The sequence below is a fragment of the Nonomuraea sp. NPDC049624 genome (assembly GCF_040675255.1).
Taxonomy (GTDB): domain Bacteria; phylum Actinomycetota; class Actinomycetes; order Streptosporangiales; family Streptosporangiaceae; genus Nonomuraea.
The window spans coordinates 369,487-385,790 of record NZ_JBFAOR010000006.1 but is presented as its reverse complement, the minus strand read 5'-3'; the positions used below and the strand labels follow the sequence as shown (position 1 = coordinate 385,790).

The 16,304-nt window shown below is 73.0% G+C and carries 14 protein-coding genes; 8 read left to right on the top strand and 6 right to left on the bottom strand.

Annotated features, from left to right (window positions below; all coding sequences use genetic code 11):
- Positions 1-5 precede the first annotated feature (5 nt).
- Genes AB0J76_RS26455 through AB0J76_RS26445 form a run of 3 tightly spaced genes read left to right on the top strand, consistent with a single transcriptional unit; the run spans position 6 to position 3,585 of the window.
- Positions 6-815: a c-type cytochrome gene (locus AB0J76_RS26455; RefSeq protein WP_352326595.1), complete on the top strand. Its 810-nt coding sequence runs from the start codon at positions 6-8 to the stop codon at positions 813-815.
- Positions 812-1,930 (top strand): Rieske 2Fe-2S domain-containing protein, encoded by a 1,119-nt coding sequence (locus tag AB0J76_RS26450; protein WP_352326594.1) that lies wholly within the window; start codon positions 812-814, stop codon positions 1,928-1,930. Before AB0J76_RS26455 ends, AB0J76_RS26450 begins: the two co-directional genes overlap by 4 nt.
- The gene (locus AB0J76_RS26445; protein ID WP_352326593.1) at positions 1,927-3,585 is read left to right on the top strand and encodes a ubiquinol-cytochrome c reductase cytochrome b subunit; all 1,659 of its coding nucleotides are present in this window, start codon (positions 1,927-1,929) and stop codon (positions 3,583-3,585) included. The genes AB0J76_RS26450 and AB0J76_RS26445 overlap by 4 nt, the downstream gene beginning before the upstream one ends.
- Positions 3,586-3,907: 322 nt before the next feature.
- On the opposite strand, the gene AB0J76_RS26440 is transcribed toward AB0J76_RS26445, so the two are convergent.
- Positions 3,908-4,195: an Lrp/AsnC ligand binding domain-containing protein gene (locus AB0J76_RS26440; RefSeq protein WP_125630767.1), complete on the bottom strand. Its 288-nt coding sequence runs from the start codon at positions 4,193-4,195 to the stop codon at positions 3,908-3,910.
- Positions 4,196-4,212: 17 nt separating this feature from the next.
- Positions 4,213-5,937: a DEDD exonuclease domain-containing protein gene (locus AB0J76_RS26435; RefSeq protein WP_352329827.1), complete on the bottom strand. Its 1,725-nt coding sequence runs from the start codon at positions 5,935-5,937 to the stop codon at positions 4,213-4,215.
- A 147-nt stretch (positions 5,938-6,084) separates the two neighbouring features.
- Between AB0J76_RS26435 and AB0J76_RS26430 the strand changes: the two genes are divergently transcribed.
- The 3 genes from AB0J76_RS26430 to AB0J76_RS26420 all read left to right on the top strand — a co-directional run bounded on the left by AB0J76_RS26430 (position 6,085) and on the right by AB0J76_RS26420 (position 10,708).
- Entirely contained in the window at positions 6,085-7,587 is a 1,503-nt protein-coding gene (locus AB0J76_RS26430) for a serine/threonine-protein kinase (RefSeq protein WP_352329828.1), read from the top strand.
- Positions 7,577-9,016, top strand: coding sequence for a serine/threonine-protein kinase (locus tag AB0J76_RS26425; protein WP_352329830.1), 1,440 nt, complete (start codon positions 7,577-7,579; stop codon positions 9,014-9,016). Before AB0J76_RS26430 ends, AB0J76_RS26425 begins: the two co-directional genes overlap by 11 nt.
- A 66-nt stretch (positions 9,017-9,082) precedes the next feature.
- The gene (locus AB0J76_RS26420; protein WP_364390716.1) at positions 9,083-10,708 is read left to right on the top strand and encodes a hypothetical protein; all 1,626 of its coding nucleotides are present in this window, start codon (positions 9,083-9,085) and stop codon (positions 10,706-10,708) included.
- Positions 10,709-10,909: 201 nt separating this feature from the next.
- Here AB0J76_RS26420 and AB0J76_RS26415 read toward each other — a convergent pair whose 3' ends face one another.
- Genes AB0J76_RS26415 through AB0J76_RS26405 form a run of 3 tightly spaced genes read right to left on the bottom strand, consistent with a single transcriptional unit; the run spans position 10,910 to position 13,175 of the window.
- On the bottom strand, positions 10,910-12,451 hold the full coding sequence (locus tag AB0J76_RS26415; RefSeq protein WP_352330120.1) for a PH domain-containing protein: 1,542 nt from the start codon (positions 12,449-12,451) through the stop codon (positions 10,910-10,912).
- The gene (locus tag AB0J76_RS26410) at positions 12,448-12,939 is read right to left on the bottom strand and encodes a PH domain-containing protein (protein ID WP_352330118.1); all 492 of its coding nucleotides are present in this window, start codon (positions 12,937-12,939) and stop codon (positions 12,448-12,450) included. Before AB0J76_RS26410 ends, AB0J76_RS26415 begins: the two co-directional genes overlap by 4 nt.
- Complete coding sequence (locus AB0J76_RS26405; RefSeq protein ID WP_352330117.1) at positions 12,936-13,175, bottom strand: hypothetical protein; 240 nt, start codon at positions 13,173-13,175, stop codon at positions 12,936-12,938. The genes AB0J76_RS26410 and AB0J76_RS26405 overlap by 4 nt, the downstream gene beginning before the upstream one ends.
- 111 nt (positions 13,176-13,286) lie before the next feature.
- Between AB0J76_RS26405 and AB0J76_RS26400 the strand changes: the two genes are divergently transcribed.
- A complete protein-coding gene (locus AB0J76_RS26400) occupies positions 13,287-14,510 on the top strand; it encodes a histidine kinase (RefSeq protein WP_364390713.1) in 1,224 nt (407 codons plus the stop codon).
- A 14-nt stretch (positions 14,511-14,524) separates the two neighbouring features.
- The gene (locus tag AB0J76_RS26395; protein ID WP_352322936.1) at positions 14,525-15,181 is read left to right on the top strand and encodes a response regulator transcription factor; all 657 of its coding nucleotides are present in this window, start codon (positions 14,525-14,527) and stop codon (positions 15,179-15,181) included.
- On the opposite strand, the gene AB0J76_RS26390 is transcribed toward AB0J76_RS26395, so the two are convergent.
- The gene (locus AB0J76_RS26390) at positions 15,171-16,250 is read right to left on the bottom strand and encodes a phosphotransferase family protein (RefSeq protein ID WP_352322935.1); all 1,080 of its coding nucleotides are present in this window, start codon (positions 16,248-16,250) and stop codon (positions 15,171-15,173) included. The two genes, AB0J76_RS26395 and AB0J76_RS26390, sit on opposite strands and share 11 nt — an antisense overlap.
- Positions 16,251-16,304: the final 54 nt, after the last annotated feature.

Sequence of the window (16,304 nt, the reverse complement as noted above, 5' to 3'; positions counted from 1 at the left end):
TCTCTGTGACTAGGATCACCGCTTGGCGGCGGCATCCCCTCGCGAGATACGCCGTCCTGATTTTGGCGTTGGCGCTGGTCGGGATGGTATACGCCGCCTTTGTCCAGGCGGGTAAGCCTGCCGACGCGGCGCTGGCGGCAGGCAAGGTCGACGACGTGGCCGAGGGCAAGAGCCTGTTCGTGGCCCACTGCTCGAGCTGCCACGGCATGAACGCGGAGGGCACCAATACCGCCCCCACGCTCGTCGGCGTCGGCGCCGCGGCGGTCGACTTCCAGATGAGCACCGGCCGCATGCCCGCCGGCAACCCCGGCCCGCAGGCGCCGCGCAAGCCCCTGGCCCACTGGGTCAACGAGGACACGACCCGTCAGGTCGCCGCGTACGTGCAGTCGCTCGGCGGCGGTCCGCAGGTCCCCGGCAAGGAGCAGGTCGACCCGAAGCTCGGTGACGCCGGCAAGGGCGGCGAGCTGTTCCGGGCCAACTGCATCCAGTGCCACAACTGGGCGGGCGCCGGCGGTGCCCTGACGCAGGGCAAGTACGCGCCCAACCTCAACGAGTCCTCACCGACGCAGATCTACGAGGCGATGGTCACCGGCCCCCAGGCGATGCCGGTCTTCAACGACTCGACGATCACGCCTGAGGAGAAGCGCAGCATGATCGCGTACATCACCCAGGTCCGTGAGCAGAAGGACCCCGGAGGGTTCGGCCTCGGGCGCATCGGCCCGGTCACCGAAGGTCTCGTAGCGTTCGTGGTAGGCATCGCCGCCCTAGCCCTCGCCGCCATCTGGATCACCGCGAAGAAGCGACAGAAGTCATGACAGACAACGAGCACGAGATCGAGCAGCCGGACGAACGCGTGCCCAAGCGCGTCATCGGCACTCCCGCGCCGGGCACGTCGATGCTGGGCGCCGCGGAGAAGGAAGCGGACGCCGCCGACCGCGACGTCCCCGGCGTGACGCTGCAGGACGAGAGCAAGGCCCGCAAGGCCGAGAAGATCGTGGCGCTCTGCTTCGCGATCACCTTCCTGGCCGGCATCGCCTTCCTCATCTCCTACGTGGTGTTCCAGGTCGGCAGCCCCGAGGCGACGGGGGTCTCCAACCTCGCCCTCGGCGGCACGCTGACCCTGGCCGTCCTCGGCCTCGCGGTCGGCATCGTGGTCTGGGTCCGCCAGATCATGCCGAAGTACGCGCTGGTCCAGGAGCGCCACACGATGGCCTCCGACGAGGACGACCGCGAGGTCGTCTCCGAGACCTTCCTGCAGGGCGCCAACGAGAGCGGCTTCGTCAAGCGCAAGCTGATGCGCCGCACGCTGCTGCTGGCCGCCGCGCCGCTCGGCCTGGTGCCGCTGGTGCTGCTGCGCGACCTCGACAACTCCAAGATGCCCGGCGCGAAGTTCAACAAGCTGCTGCGCCACACGGTCTGGGGTGAGAAGACCAAGGAGGGCAAGCCGCTGCGCCTGGTCGTCGAGGGCACCGGCCAGCCGATCCGCGCGGCCGACTTCAACTCGCCCGGCGGCATCCTGTCGGTGGTGCCCGAGGGGTACGAGCACGACCTCAACGCGCTCGCCAAGGCCACGCTGATCCTGATCAAGTTCCGTCCGGAGGAGCTCAAGAGCGGCGTCAAGCAGAACTGGACGCACGACGGCATCGTCGCCTACTCCAAGATCTGCACGCACGTCGGCTGCCCGGCGGCGCTCTACGAGCAGACCACCCACCACATCCTGTGCCCGTGCCACCAGTCGACCTTCGACGCGGCCGACGGCGCCAAGGTCATCTTCGGCCCGGCCGCCCGGCCGCTGCCGCAGCTGCCCATCACCGTCGACAGCGAGGGCTATCTGATCGCCCAGGGTGACTTCAACGTGCCCGTCGGCCCCAGCTACTGGGAGCGCGGCGACGCCGAGGCCGAGGCCAGGGAGAAGGGAGGCCAGGCATGAGCGACCTGAACGCCGTACCGAAGGCCATCGCCGGGCCGTCGACCTTCCTGGACGACCGTCTGGGCGGGGCGAACTTCCTCAAGCGCAACCTGCGCAAGATCTTCCCTGACCACTGGTCGTTCCTGCTGGGTGAGATCGCGCTCTACTCGTTCATCATCCTGCTGCTCACCGGCACGTTCCTGACGCTGTGGTTCAAGCCGAGCATGGGTGAGATCGCCTACGACGGCTCGTACGCGCCGCTCAAGGGCGTCATGATGTCGGAGGCCTACGCGTCGTCGCTGGAGATCAGCTTCGACGTCCGGGGTGGTCTGCTGATGAGGCAGATGCACCACTGGGCGGCCCTCCTCTTCGTGGCCGGCATGACGGTGCACATGCTGCGGGTGTTCTTCACCGGCGCCTACCGCAAGCCGCGCGAGCTCAACTGGATCATCGGCGTGCTGCTGCTGACCCTGGCGCTGGCCGAGGGCCTGACCGGCTACTCCCTCCCCGACGACCTGCTCTCCGGCGCCGGTCTGCGGATCACCGAGGGTGTGGCGATCTCGCTGCCGCTGGTGGGCACGTATGTCACGTTCTTCCTGTTCGGCGGGGAGTATCCGGGCGAGGACGTCATCTCCCGGTTCTACTCGCTGCACATCCTGCTCATCCCGGGCATCCTGCTGGCGCTGGTCTCGGCTCACATGGTGCTCATGTGGGTGCAGAAGCACACGCAGATGCCGGGCAAGGGGCGCAACAACCAGAACGTGGTGGGCGCGCCGTTCTACCCGGCCTTCATGGCCAAGGCGGGCGCCTACTTCCTGTTCACGCTCGCCGTGGTGTCGGGACTGGCGACGTTCGCCCAGATCAACCCGATCTGGCTGTTCGGGCCGTACACGCCGGCGGACATCTCCGCCGGTTCGCAGCCCGACTGGTACATGGGCTTCCTCGAAGGCTCGCTGCGGCTCATGCCGCCGTGGGAGTGGAACCTGTTCGGCACGGCCCACGCGGGCACGTTGCCGATGAGCGTGATCATCCCGGCGCTGGTGCCGATGGGCATCATCATGACCGGTCTCGCGCTCTACCCGTTCATCGAACGGTGGGTCACCGGGGACAACCGGGAGCACCACGTCGCCGACCGCCCGCGCAACAACCCCCACCGCACCTCGATCGGCATCGCGGCGATGACGTTCTACGGTGTGCTGTGGCTGCTCGGCGCCAACGACGAGATCTCGGCGAACTTCCACGTCAGCCTCAACTGGACGACGTACATCGGCCGGGTGCTGGTCTTCGTCGCGCCGGCGCTGGCCTACCTGATCACCTACCGCATGTGCCTCGGCCTGCAGCGCAGCGACGCCGCGGTCATCGGGCACGGCGTGGAGTCGGGTGTCATCAAGCGCCTGCCGCACGGTGAGTTCATCGAGGTGCACACGCCGGCGTCCGACGACCTCGAGGCCCACATGCGGGGCAAGGAGGCGGTGCCGGCCCTGCCCGTGGAGGAGGACGCCGCCGGCATCCCGCCCAAGGGCATGCGCGGCCCGCTCGGCAAGCTCCGCGGCCGGATGTCCAAGGCGTACGGCGGGGAGAAGATCCCGCTCGACGACGGGCACCACGGCGAGCACGGGGAGCACGGCGAGCACGCCGCGATCGGTTCCGGCGACGACCGGAGCCTCACCCACTAGGGTTTCGCCTGATCGAGATCGGCCCGGACGGGGTTCCCCGTCCGGGCCGTTCCGCGTTCCGGGCCCGCCAGCCTGCGGTTGGCCTGTAGAGGATGGTTCGTCGGGACGGTTCGGGCCCGGAAACGCGTCAGGCCCGGCCGGAGAACGGCCGGGCCCGGAATCGCACGCGAAAAGCGAACGCAGAGCCGGACCCGGAGGAGTGCAGGAGCGGCGCGGGCGCGGATGCGGGAACCAGCGCGGGTGCGTTGTGGGCGCAGGGGCTTACGCGGGGACTTGCCAGGGGCTTACGCGGGGACTTGCGTCAGGGCCGCGGGGGAGGGGATCAGTCGGATTCGGGGAAGCCGATCGAGAAGGCCGCGTCGAGGTCGTGCCGGGAGTAGGTGCGGAAGGCGATGTGCGTCTCGGTGTGCTCGACGCCGTCGACCTTGTTGACCCGCCCGGGGATGACCTCGGCCACCTCCTCGTAGCGGGCGACCCGGACCATGGCGAGCAGATCCCATTCGCCGGTGATGGAGTAGACCTCGCTGACCCCGTCGATCTCGGCGATCGTCTGGGCGACCTCCGGGATCCGGTCTACCTCGGCCTTGATGTGGACGATTGCCGTGACCATGTATTAACTGTATCCGGTCATCGCAAAGGACGTCCCTCTCGGTCGCGTCGCTGATCAAGCCCGCGGTAGGCCAGGTCGATGCGGGCCTTGTGGCGGGCGGCGCCCCGGGCGGGCATCGACCACACGCCGTCGACCTCGACCAGCCGCACGCCCGGCGACTCCAGCCAGCGCAGGATGCACTCGGTCTCCTCGGCGCTGGCCGCGTGGACCGGGCCGGGGCCCGGGATGACGGCCTCGGCCATGGCCTTGAGCGAGGCGACGAACGGCGTGGGGTGGGCGCCCTTGGGCATCACGCCCGCCGCGGCCAGCCGGCCGTAGCGGACGACGTGGATGTCCCAGCCGCCGTCGAAGGCCGGGCTGGCGGCCACGAGCTCGGGGATGCGGGTGATGGCGCTCAGGCGCTGCATGCGGGCCGCCGCCCGGACGAACGCGGCCAGCCGGTCGCGGTCGACGGACGCCTCCTCGTAGCGCTGCTCGACCGACAGGCGTTCCATGCGGGCCGAGACGGCGGTGTAGACGAGCGAGGCGTCGGAGGTCATGGCCCGGCGGGCGCTCGCGACGTGCGCGGCGTACTCCTCCGGGCTCTCCTTGCCCGCGCAGGGCGCGCCGCAGCGGCCCATCTCGTGCAGGACGCAGGCCGCCCGGCGGGTGCGCAGGCTGATCGGCTGGGTGCACTGGCGCAGCGGCACGGCCTCGTGCAGGGCGATGCGGGCCTCGTCGGCCAGGCGGGAGCTGCTGAACGGGCCGAGGTAGGTGGCGTCGTCGTCCTTCAGCTCGCGCACGATCGACAGGCGGGGGAAGGGGCCGGTGGTGAGCTTGAGCCAGACCACCTTCTCCGGGAAGCGGGAGCGGCGGTTGTAGCGCGGCTTGGCGCCGCCGATCAGCCGCAGCTCCCTGACCTCGGCCTCCAGCCCGGTGGCGCAGACGACGTGGCGCACGCGCTCGGCGATGCCGATCATCTCGCGGATGCGCGGACGGGTCTCGGCGGCCGTGAAGTAGGAGCGCACGCGGTTGCGCAGGTTGGTGCTCTTGCCGATGTAGAGCACCTCGCCGCGGTCGTCCTCGAAGAAGTAGACGCCCGGGGCGTGCGGGACGGACTCGGCCAGGTGGCGCTTGCGCTGCTGCTCCGGCGTGGGCGCGCGGACGAACGACTTCAGCTCCTCCAGCGTGTGGACCTGGAAGGAGCCGGCCCGCTCGATCAGCCCGTGGAGCACGTGGACGGTGGCCCTGGCGTCCTGCAGGGCGCGGTGGCACGGATCGGTGGGGCTGCGGAAGAACCGGGCGAGCGTGGACAGCTTGGCGTTGGGCGTCTCGTCGCGGGTCAGCACCCGCCGGGCCAGGTCGACGGTGTCGACGACCGGGTTGGCGGGCGGGGGATAGCCGTGGGCGGCGCAGGCGGCCTTGACGAAGCGGGTGTCGAAGCCCGCGTTGTGGGCCACCAGCGTGGCGCCCCTGATGAACTCCAGGAAGCTCGGCAGCACCGCCTCGATGCGCGGGGCGGCCACCACCATGGCGTCGGTGATGCCGGTCAGCACCGAGATGAACGGCGGGATCGGCCCGCCGGGGTCGACCAGGGTGGAGAACTCGCCCAGCACCTCACCCGCCCGCACCTTGACCGCGCCGATCTCGGTGATCGAGTCTTCGGCCGGCGAGCCGCCGGTGGTCTCCAGGTCGAACACGACGAACGTGACGTCGCTCAGCGGGGTGCCGAGCTCGTCGAGGGTGCCTTGAACCGCGTCCACGTTCCAAGACCATAGAGAGGGGGACCGACAGTTACTCCGCCGGACCACGCCGGAGCGCGCGGAAGGGGGGCCGGGACGGCATAAGGGGATGAACGGGAAACGTGCTCGAATAACCATCCTTCTTGATCCTTAGTTACCCTTCCCTCTATGTCCGCGGGAAGACTTGCCGGCCGCTACGCCCTGCTGCGCCCACTCGGCGCCGGCGGCATGGGGAAGGTATGGCTGGCCAAGGACGAGATGCTCGACCGCGAGGTGGCGGTCAAGGAGCTCACCCTGCCCGAGGGCATGCCGGCCAAGGATCGCGCCGACGCGGTCACCAGGGCCGTGCGCGAGGCGCAGGTCACCGCCCGGCTGCGCCATCCCGGCATCGTGGCGCTGCACGACGTCATCGTCGAGCACGAGCGGCCGTGGCTGGTCATGGAGCTGCTGCGGGGCCGTACGCTGGCCGACACCGTGCGCGAGTTCGGTCCCATGCCCCCCGAGTACGCCGCCCGCGTCGGCGCCGACGTGCTGGAGGCGTTGCAGGCCGCCCACGCCCAGGGGCTGCAGCACCGCGACGTCAAGCCGGGCAACGTGTTCCTGACCGACAACGGCAGGGTGGTGCTGACCGACTTCGGCATCGCCCGGCAGGAGGGGCAGGCCGCGCTCACCGAGCAGGGGCTCATGATCGGCTCGCCCGGGTTCATCGCGCCCGAGCGGCTGGAGGGCGAGCCCGGCGGCCCGTCCAGCGACCTGTGGTCGCTCGGCGCGACCCTGTTCGTCGCCGTGACCGGCGCGAACGCCTACCAGGGCTCGATCGCCGAGCGGGTCAGGGCGACCGTGACGCAGCCGGTGCCGCTCGCGCCGGGGCAGCTCGGGCCGCTGCTGGCCGCCATGATGGCGCGCCGTCCCGACGCCCGTCCCGATCCGCGCCACGTCGTGCACGCGCTCAGGCAGGTGGCCGCGGGCGGCCCGCCGCCGGTCCTGGCGGCCGGCGAGCAGGCGACCGCGCCCCGCCGGGTGCGGCGGCGCGGGCGGCCGCTGCTGCTGTGGGGGGCGGTCGGGGCCGTGCTCGTGGTCGCCGCCGGGGCCACCGGCTTCGTCGTGCTGCGCGAGGACGACGGGCCGCCGGCCGCGTTCACCGTGCCGATGGACGTGTGCACCCTGCTCACCCCGCAGGACGTCGGCGGCCTGCTGCGCACCCAGAGCCCGCCCAAGGCCCAGCCGGACAGCGACGAGGTGGGCCCCGAATGCGGCTGGCCGGTCGCCGGCACCGGCATCGGGCTGCAGGTGCAGAAGGACTCCGACACCGTCGATCCCTGGTCGATGACCGCCGCCACGGCCCGCACCCTGTTCCAGAACCAGAAGCGCTACTGGGCCAAGTACGACCAGATCGACTGGACCTGGCCCGAGATCGGCGTCAAGTCCGACATGCGCTCCACGCGCACCCCCGTGCACGACCTGGCGGGCCTCGGCGAGGAGGCGTTCGGGTTCGAGCTGAAGGGCAGGACCGGGCGCGTCCACTCGGCCCACGTCTACTACCGGATCGCCAACCTGGTGGTGGCCGTCGAGTACGCCACCCTGGCCGACAAGCCGACCGACGAGGACGTCCGGCAGGCGGCGATCAAGGCGGCCCGGGCGAGCGAGCAGGCGTTGCGCCGTGCGAAGTGACCACTACCTGCTGGCCGGCCGCTACCGGCTGGTCGAGCGGCTCGGGCAGGGCGGCGCGGGCACGGTGTGGCGGGCGCTGGACGAGACGCTCGACCGCGAGGTCGCCGTCAAGCAGGTGCGGGTGCCGCCGGGGCTGAGCCCCCACCAGCGGGCCGAGTTCGCCGGCCGCGCCATCCACGAGGCCAGGTCGGCCGGACGCCTGCGCGACCCGGCCATCGTGCTCGTGCACGACGTGGTGCTCGACGGCGACCAGCCGTGGATCATCATGGACCTGGTCACCGGCCGGTCCCTGGACAAGGTGATCAGGGAGAACGGGCCGCTGCCGCCCCCGTACGCGGCGCGCATCGGGCTGCAGGTGCTGTCGGCGCTGGAGGTCGCGCACTCCCACGGCATCCTCCACCACGACGTCAAGCCGGCCAACATCCTGCTCGACGCCGACGGCTCGGCCATGCTGACCGACTTCGGCATCGCCGTCCCCATGGGCGGTCAGGGCGATGGCGGCAGCGGCGGCTCGCCTGGCTACATGGCGCCCGAGCGGCTCAACGAGCAGGCGCCGGGCCCGGCGTCCGACCTGTGGTCGCTGGGCGCGAGCCTGTACACCGCCGTGGAGGGGCGGGCGCCGTTCGAGCGGCAGCTTCCCGCGGCGGTCGCGGCGGCGGTGCTGCTGCACGACCCGCCCTTCCCCGCGCGGGCGGGCCGGGAGTTCGGCGGGCTGCTCATGGCGATGCTGGCCAAGGACCCCGCCGCCCGTCCCACGGCGGCCCAGGTCCGCCAGGTGCTCAGCGGCGCGCCGGTGCGCTCGGGGCCGGTCCCCGGGCGTCGCCGGCGGTGGTTGCTGCCGGTGGCCGTCGCGTGCGGCGTCGCGGTGCTCGGCGCCGGCTGGTACGCCGTGGACGCTCTGGCCGGTCAGCCGGAGACCGGCCGGTACGCCGCCGCCCCCGACCCCTGCCGCCTGCTGACCGACGCCCAGGCCGCCGAGCTGGTCAAGGGCGCCGTCCGGCGCAGCGCCACGCGGGACGGCGAGTGCCAGTGGGTCGCGGGGCTGGAGGAGCGGCGGGCCCGGCGGATCACCGTACGGACCTGGATCGAGAAGCCCGACGGCGACCTCGGCGGGCCGCAGGTGGCCGCGCGCCGGTTCGCCAGCGAGAAGGGCACCAGGAACGCGGCGCAGGGCACCCGGGCGCGGATGGCCGCCGGCGAGGTCGTGGACGTCGCGGGGGTGGGGGAGGCGGCGTTCGTGCAGAACCGGTTCGAGCTGTTGATGTCCTCCAGCACGGTCGGCCGGTCCGACAGCGTCGTGCTCTTCCGGTCCAGCAACCTGCTCGGCGAGGTGGTCTGGCACCGGGACGAGGTGTCGGTCAAGACGCCGGTCGACAAGGAGACGGCCCTGCGGATCGCCCGGCTGGTGTCCGGGGCGCTGCCGGGATGACCGTCATGCGTGCAAGGGGCGTTTCGCCATGTCTCACCGCAAGTCACGGCAATCTCAGGAGTCGCAGTGAACCCCGGTAGCGAGTACGAGCCGCCGACCACCCCTCATCCGGTGCCGGGCAGGCGGTTCGAGCCGCAGGGAAGGCCGCCGACGCCGCCCCCCGGCCCGCCCCTCGCGCCGCAACCGGGCCCCCCGCCTCGCCCGCAGTGGGGGCCGCCGTCGTTGCCGCCCACGGGGCCGATGGGCGGGCCGCCGGGGCCGCCCGCCGGTCGGCCCGGACGCCGCCCGGCGTGGTTGTTGCCCACCCTCGCCGCGGCCCTCGTGGTGGCCGTGGCCGGCGGCGGCGTGGGGGCCTACCTGCTGCTGTCCGGCAAGGGCGGCGCCGGGACGGCCGCCGGGCCGTCGTCGTCGGCGGCGCGGTCCGTGGCGCCGGCCGCCGCCGCGCCCGGCCCGGACGCCTGCTCGATGCTGCCCGCGGACGAGGCCGAACGGCTGGCGCCCGGCGCGACGGTGACCAAGTCCTCCAGGGACTCCGACTACACCGTCGCCTTCACCTGCAACTGGCAGAACCAGCGCATCTCGTTCGGCGAGTTCTGGCGCAGCAGGGAGATCGACGTCAGGATCGAGCAGCACAAGGGCGACGGCGCCAAGACCGGCCGCTCGATGGCCCAGAACTCCTACGAGATGGAGTACCGCGGCGCCAACTACGGCGCCACCGCCAAGCCCTCGCTCGACCCCGACGAGAAGGAGTACGTCTCGCCGGTCAAGGACGTCCCCGGCGTCGGCGAGGGGGCGTTCGCCCAGTACACCTGGCGGCGCGACGGCAAGCTGCTGTGGTACTCCTTCGGCCAGGCCCACGCCCGGGTCGGGGACATGACGATCCGGGTCAAGTTCCAGGCCGGGCAGCAGCGCAAGGACGCGCAGATCCTGTCCAACGAGAGCACCAGGTCCATCACCGAGGAGAACGCGATCCGCGAGGTCGGCGGCCTGATCGCGTACTTCGCCAAGGGCGTGGCCGCCTGGCAGGCGCAACATCCCGGCGTGCTGGCCAAGCCCGACCAGGCCACGGCCACCCAGAGCCCGGCCGCCCGCCCGACGCCCTCGCCCACGGAGCTGGCCGCCTTCCCGCCCGCCTGCCAGGCCGTCACGGAGGCCGCCACCCGTCTGGTGCCGAAGCCCGCCACCAGGGCGCGCGCCACCGAGTCGGGCAACGACGACGAGACCGAGTGCCGCTGGCTCAACCTCGACCTGCCGGGCACGGCCGGGAACGTCAGGATCCGCAGCGTGCTGATCACCACCCACCGCTTCACCAACCGGGCGGGCGCGATCGACCCGGGCGCCGCCAAGGCGTACTACGCCGGCGAGTACGGCGGCGACAAGAACACCGCCGGATCGTCCATCGGCGGCATCACGTGGGGCGAGCTGGGCGACATCGAGGGGCTCGGCGAGCAGGCCTACGGTCAGTACGTGCAGACCAGGCAGGGCGAGGTGTCGGCCGCCAGCGGCACGGTGATCGCGCGTACCGGCGCGCTGGTGGTCAGGGTCGACTACTCCGGCGCCGAGCGGCCGAAGGGCGAGCCGGCGAACTCGCCCAAGGCCCGGCTCATGCCGCGCAAGGAGGCCCAGGACGGCGCGCTCGCCCTGGCCAGGGCGTACCTGGCCGAGCTGGCCAAGCAGCCGTCGGGAAGCTGAGCCCGCGCGGTTCCTCCGCGGGCGGCAGGCGACGCCGGTCCCGGCATCGCGCAGGGCTCATCCTCTCGGCGGGCGATTGACGCCAACGGTTAACAAGGCTGCAACTCCGTTGCAAGCGCGACAAATAGCGTAGTGACCAGCAAGCCGCCGGGCCGCGCGATCACGCTTGTCCACTACAGGGGCATGGGCAACCGTGGTGGATCACGCGGCCGGCCGCCCGCCGCCCTGTCCGCCGCTCTGTCCGCCGGTCAGGAACGGCTCCAGCAGCCCCGGCACCGCCCGTGCCGCCAGGTCGAGCCCGTCGCCGCGGCCCACGTCCAGCACCTCGTAGTGGCCGCCGCCCGCCGCCGTGCAGGCCGAGACGGTCAGCAGGCCCGAGCGCCGCTGGAAGAACGACTGCCGGAACGTCCAGCCGGTGATGCCGGCCCGGTCCAGCGCCACCGTCCGGCGGACGAGCGCGCCGCGGCGCATGACCAGGTGCCGGGGGCCCAGCGCGTGCCCGAGAGCGCGCCGGCTCTCGGCGGCCAGCCACAACCCCGCCGGGAGCGCCAGGACGGGCGCCGCCCACACCCACGCGCGCGGCCACGACGCGGGCAGCAGCCACCAGGCGAGCCCAGCGCCCGCCGCCAGCACGACCGTGACCGCCAGCGCCCGCACGACCCGCCGCCGCCCGGCCGCCGCCGGATGTCCGCTCAACGACACGCCCCCCGCGCCGTCGCCCAGGCCGGCTCCGGCGCCCGCTGTCGTGTCGGCGATCGCGGCGGCGACGCGGGCGGCCTCGGCTCGGGGGAGCGGCGGGGTGAGGGCGGCCACGTCCTCGGTCTCGTCGTCCGACTTGGCCAGGCCGGTGGCGACGGCCTTGACCCGGGCGCCGCCGCCCAGCCGCAGCAGCAGCGGCTCGCTGATCTCGACGCCGCGCAGCCGCCGTTCCTCCAGAGTCAGCGAACGGGTGGTCAGCAGCCCGCGGCGCAGCCTGAGCCGGCCGGGCTCGCGTTCCAGGCGGTAGCGCCCCCAGGACTCGGCGTACAGCAGGAACGCGCCGAGCGCTCCGACGGCCGCGTTGAGCGCCAGCACCAGCGGGACCGCGAGCCACGGCTGCGCGCTCACCCAGCCCCACAGGCCGCTCGCCGCCCGGTCGGTGAAGTCCTTGAGCCCGACGGCGCCGAGCCCCTTGTAGGCCGCGCCCAGGACCACCGCCGCCCCGGTGAACGTCCAGACCGACAGGGGCGCGTACCGGATCCACGACCAGCGCAGCTCGGCGAGGGGGCCGTCCTCGGGGACGGGCGCGTCCTGACGCAGCAGCGTGCGGCGCAGCATCTCGGCCGAGTGCCGGTCGAGGGCGTCCAGCACCAGCTCCGAGCCCTCGGCCGCGCGTTCGCCCGTGCCGACCTTGACCACGGTCAGGCCGAACGCCCGGCGCACCGGGTCGGCGCGCAGGTCCACGCTGCGCACGCGGTCCAGCGGGACCGCGCGGTGCTGCCGGACGGTCACGCCCGAACGCAGTTCGAGCCGGTCGGCGGTGAGCCGCCAGGCGGTCGTGCGCAGCCGGGTCTCCTCGTAGGCCACCGCCCCCGCCACGATCAGCACGGCGGCCCCCGCGCACGCGGCGACCACGCCGCCCGTCTCCCAGTCCTGGCCCACCAGGAAGCGCGCCAGCGCGGCCACGGCCCCGGCCGCGAACGCCAGCGACCTGGCGGCCGCGTTCCACCGCCCCCGGCCCGACAGCCGCTGCCACCCCGTCACGTCGCGTCCCCGGGCGTGGCCTGGGTGCGCGCGGTGAGCCGCTCGGCCAGGTCCGCGGCGAGCCGGTGGTCCAGCGCCGTGATCTTGACGGCCCCCGCGGACGAGGCGGTGGTCACGGTGACGTCGGCCAGCCCGAACAGCCGCTGCACCGGCCCCCGCTCGGTGTCGACCCGCTGGATCCGCGACATCGGCGCCACCTTCCACGTGTGCGTCAGCCACCCCTGGCGGACGTAGACGGCCTCCTCGGTGACCTCCCACCGCTGCACCCGGTAGGCCGCCCGCGGCTCGGCCAGCGCCACCAGCAGGCAGGCCGCCGCGAACGCACCCGCCGCCACCCCGAGCCCCGGCGTACGCGGCGTGAACACCAGGTACGCGCCCACGGCCGCCACCGCCACGGGGACCATGAGGACGAGCCACTGCACCGTCCACCACGCCACCGCCCGGCGGTCGGGCCGGTGTCGCGGCGGACGCAGCGCCGTCCCGCTCATCGGCCCTCCTCCGCCCCGCCGGCCCTCCGCCCGGCCGCGTCCGCCACCGCGAGCAGCGCGAAGCCGAGCACGCCGATCACGACGGCCGCGAAGACCTCGTAACCGTCGAGGAAGGACAGCACGTTGACCACGAGCAGGCCGTGCGCCCACGCCCACCAGCCGAACAGCGTGTTGAGCAGCCCGCCGGCCCCTTGCAGGACCAGCAGCCAGCCGAACGCCTCCACCACCGCTTTCATGCCCTCCACACTCGCCGCCGCGGCGGCCCGCCCGCCTCGGCCATCGGTCTGCGGCGACACCGACTTTGGTCGCTGTCGCCGGCTCCCGCGCAGGGCATAACCTCGACGAATGTGAGGGAACTGCGGGGGGAGGGCGATCCGGCCCTGGAATACCGGTGGGCGTTGCCGTCCACGCTGCTCGGCGACGGGCGCGGCGGCCGGGTGCGGCGCTCGACCCTCGACTGGGTCTCCGACATCGCGCTGTTCCTGCTGGCCTGCGGCGTGACGTTCATCGGCCTGGAGGAGATCAGGCACGAGCCGGAGCCGCTTTTGGCCGTCGAGCAGATCGTGGGGGCGCTGGCGTGCGCGGGGGTGTGGCTGCGGCGCCGCTGGCCGGTGGGCTTCGCGCTGGTGACGATCCTGCTGTCGTCCTACCTGGAGCTGGTCGGCGGGGCCTCGCTGGTGGCGCTGTTCACCGTGGCGGTGCACCGGCCGTTCAAGGTGTCGGGGCCGGTCACGCTGCTGGCGCTGGTCACCCTGGCCCCGTACGTGCTGCTGCGGCCCCAGCCGGACCTGACGCCGCTGTGGGGCGCGGCGTTCGGGGTGACGATCGTGCTGACCGTCTACGCCTGGGGCATCGTCATCCGGGCCAGGCGGCAGCTCGTCTGGTCGCTCAGGCAACGGGCCGAGACCGCCGCCGAGGACGCCAAGCGGCTCGAACGCGAGCGCATCGCCCGCGAGATGCACGACGTGCTGGCCCACCGCATCTCGATGCTCAGCCTGCACGCCGGGGCGCTGGAGTTCCGTCCCGACGCGCCCGCCGAGGACGTCGCCAGGGCCGCCGGGGCGATCAGGAGCAACGCCCACCTGGCGCTCCAGGACCTGCGCGAGGTGATCGGCGTGCTCCGCCACACCCCGCCGGGGGCCGCCGACCCGGTGCCCGACCGGCCGCAGCCGACCCTCGCCGACCTGCCCGCACTGGTCGAGGAGTGCCGCCAGGCCGGCATGGACGTACGCCTCGACCTGGGCGCCGCCGACGGCGTCCCGGCCGGGGTGGGCCGCAACGTCTACCGCATCGTGCAGGAGGCGCTCACCAACGCGCGCAAGCACGCGGGCGGCGCGCCGGTGGCCGTCGCCGTGGCGGGCGAGCCGGGCGACGGCGTCTCGGCCGAGGTGCGCAACCCGGTGTGGTCGCGGCACGGGCCGCGCATGCCGGGGGCGGGCGCCGGGCTCATCGGGCTGACCGAACGCGCCGAGCTGGCCGGCGGCCGGCTGGAGCACGGCGTGACCGGCGGCGAGTTCCGGGTGCGCGCCTGGCTGCCGTGGCCGCCGGAGAAGGACGAGGACGGACGTTGACCGACGGAGGGCCGATGGACGCGCCGATCAGGGTGCTGATCGTGGACGACGACGCGATGGTGCGGGCCGGGCTGTCGATGATCCTCGGCGGGGCCGCGGACATCGAGATCGTGGGCGAGGCGGCCGACGGGGCCGAGGTGCCGTCGCGGGTGGCCGAGCACCGGCCGCACATCGTCCTGATGGACATCCGCATGCCGGGCGTCGACGGGCTCACCGCGACCGAGGCGCTGCGCCGCACCGCCGCGCCGCCCGAGGTCGTGGTGCTGACCACGTTCCACGCCGACGCCCAGGTCGTGCGGGCGCTGCGCGCGGGGGCGGCCGGGTTCCTGCTGAAGGACATCCCGCCCGGCGACCTGGTCGACGCCGTCAGGCGGGTGGCCGCGGGGGAGCCGATCCTGTCGCCCGCGGTGACCCGGCAGCTCATCTCGCACGTGTCCGACGGCGGCGGCCGCGACCGCACCGAGCGGGCGCGGGGGCTGCTCGGCCGGCTGAGCGAGCGGGAGCGCGAGGTCGCGCTGGCCGTGGGGCAGGGCAGGTCGAACGCCGAGATCGGGCGGGAGCTGTTCATGAGCGTGCCCACGGTCAAGGCGCACGTCTCGCGCATCCTGACCAAGCTCGACCTGAACAACCGGGTGCAGATCGCGCTGCTGGTGTACGACGCTAGCGGGTGAGCAGCTCCTCGATGGCGGCCCGGTGGAGCACCAGGTCGTCGGGGTCGTCCGGCATGGGCTGCTCGCCGAAGTGGATCCTGCGCTGCCACACCCGGGCCATGATGATGCCGTGGCGGAGGGCGGCGTACATCTCGTAGAAGTCGAGGTCGCGGGGCTCGTAGCCAGTCATTTCGCGATATTTCTGGCATACGTCGTCGCGGCGCATGAAGTCCGGCATGCCGGGCAGGCCCATCGCCACCGCGAGGTCCTGGAAGAAGCGGTGCAGGAAGATCATCCAGGAGACGTCCAGCTCGCGCGGGCCCACGGCGGCCATCTCCCAGTCCAGCACCGCCACCGGCGTGAAGTCGCGGTACATCACGTTGCCGATCCTGGCGTCGCCCCAGGTCAGGACGTCGGGGCCGGGGTCGTCCGGCCAGTGTGAGCCGAGCCAGTCGAAGGCCCGCTCCAGCACGGGGATCGGCCGTGCGCCGTGCGCCCACCGGTAGTAGGCGCGCTGGGCCTCGACGTGCGCGCGCAGGCCGTCCGTGCCGCCGGGGGCGAGCGGGCCGAGCACCGCGACGTCCGGTCCGGTGTACGGCGTCCCGTGCAGCGCCGCCATCAGCCCGACGCTCGCGTCCTGCAGCCGCCGCCGGTCGCCGGGGGAGGCGTCGTGCAGCCAGCCCCCGAACGTGTACGGCATGACGTCCGGCGGCACGTCGCCCTCGGCCCGCTCCATGACGAAGAACGGCGTCCCGAGCGGCGCGGGGTCGGGCTCGAACCAGAGCGGCCTGGGCGCTGGGATCCCAGCTTTCTCCCTGGCCAGCCGCATGACCTCGAACTGGGCCCGCAGATCGTAGGAGGGGAACACCGGGACGGCTTCCGCCGCAGGTGCGAGCCTGGCCACGCACCGCCGGGTCCCGGCGGCCCAGGTGGCGGTGAAGAACAGCGTCTCGCTCGACATGCCGTTGCCGGAGGGCCGCGACAGCTCCGACACCGTGGCGTCCCCGCCGACCCGGCCGCGCAGCCAGCGGGACGCCCGCTCGCGCAGTTCCTCCAGGTCACGCGTGGACGTGCGCATCTGTTCCGTCACCGCTCACCTCCGCGCCGGACCGCTGCCCCGGCTCAGTCGTATACCCCCTACCAA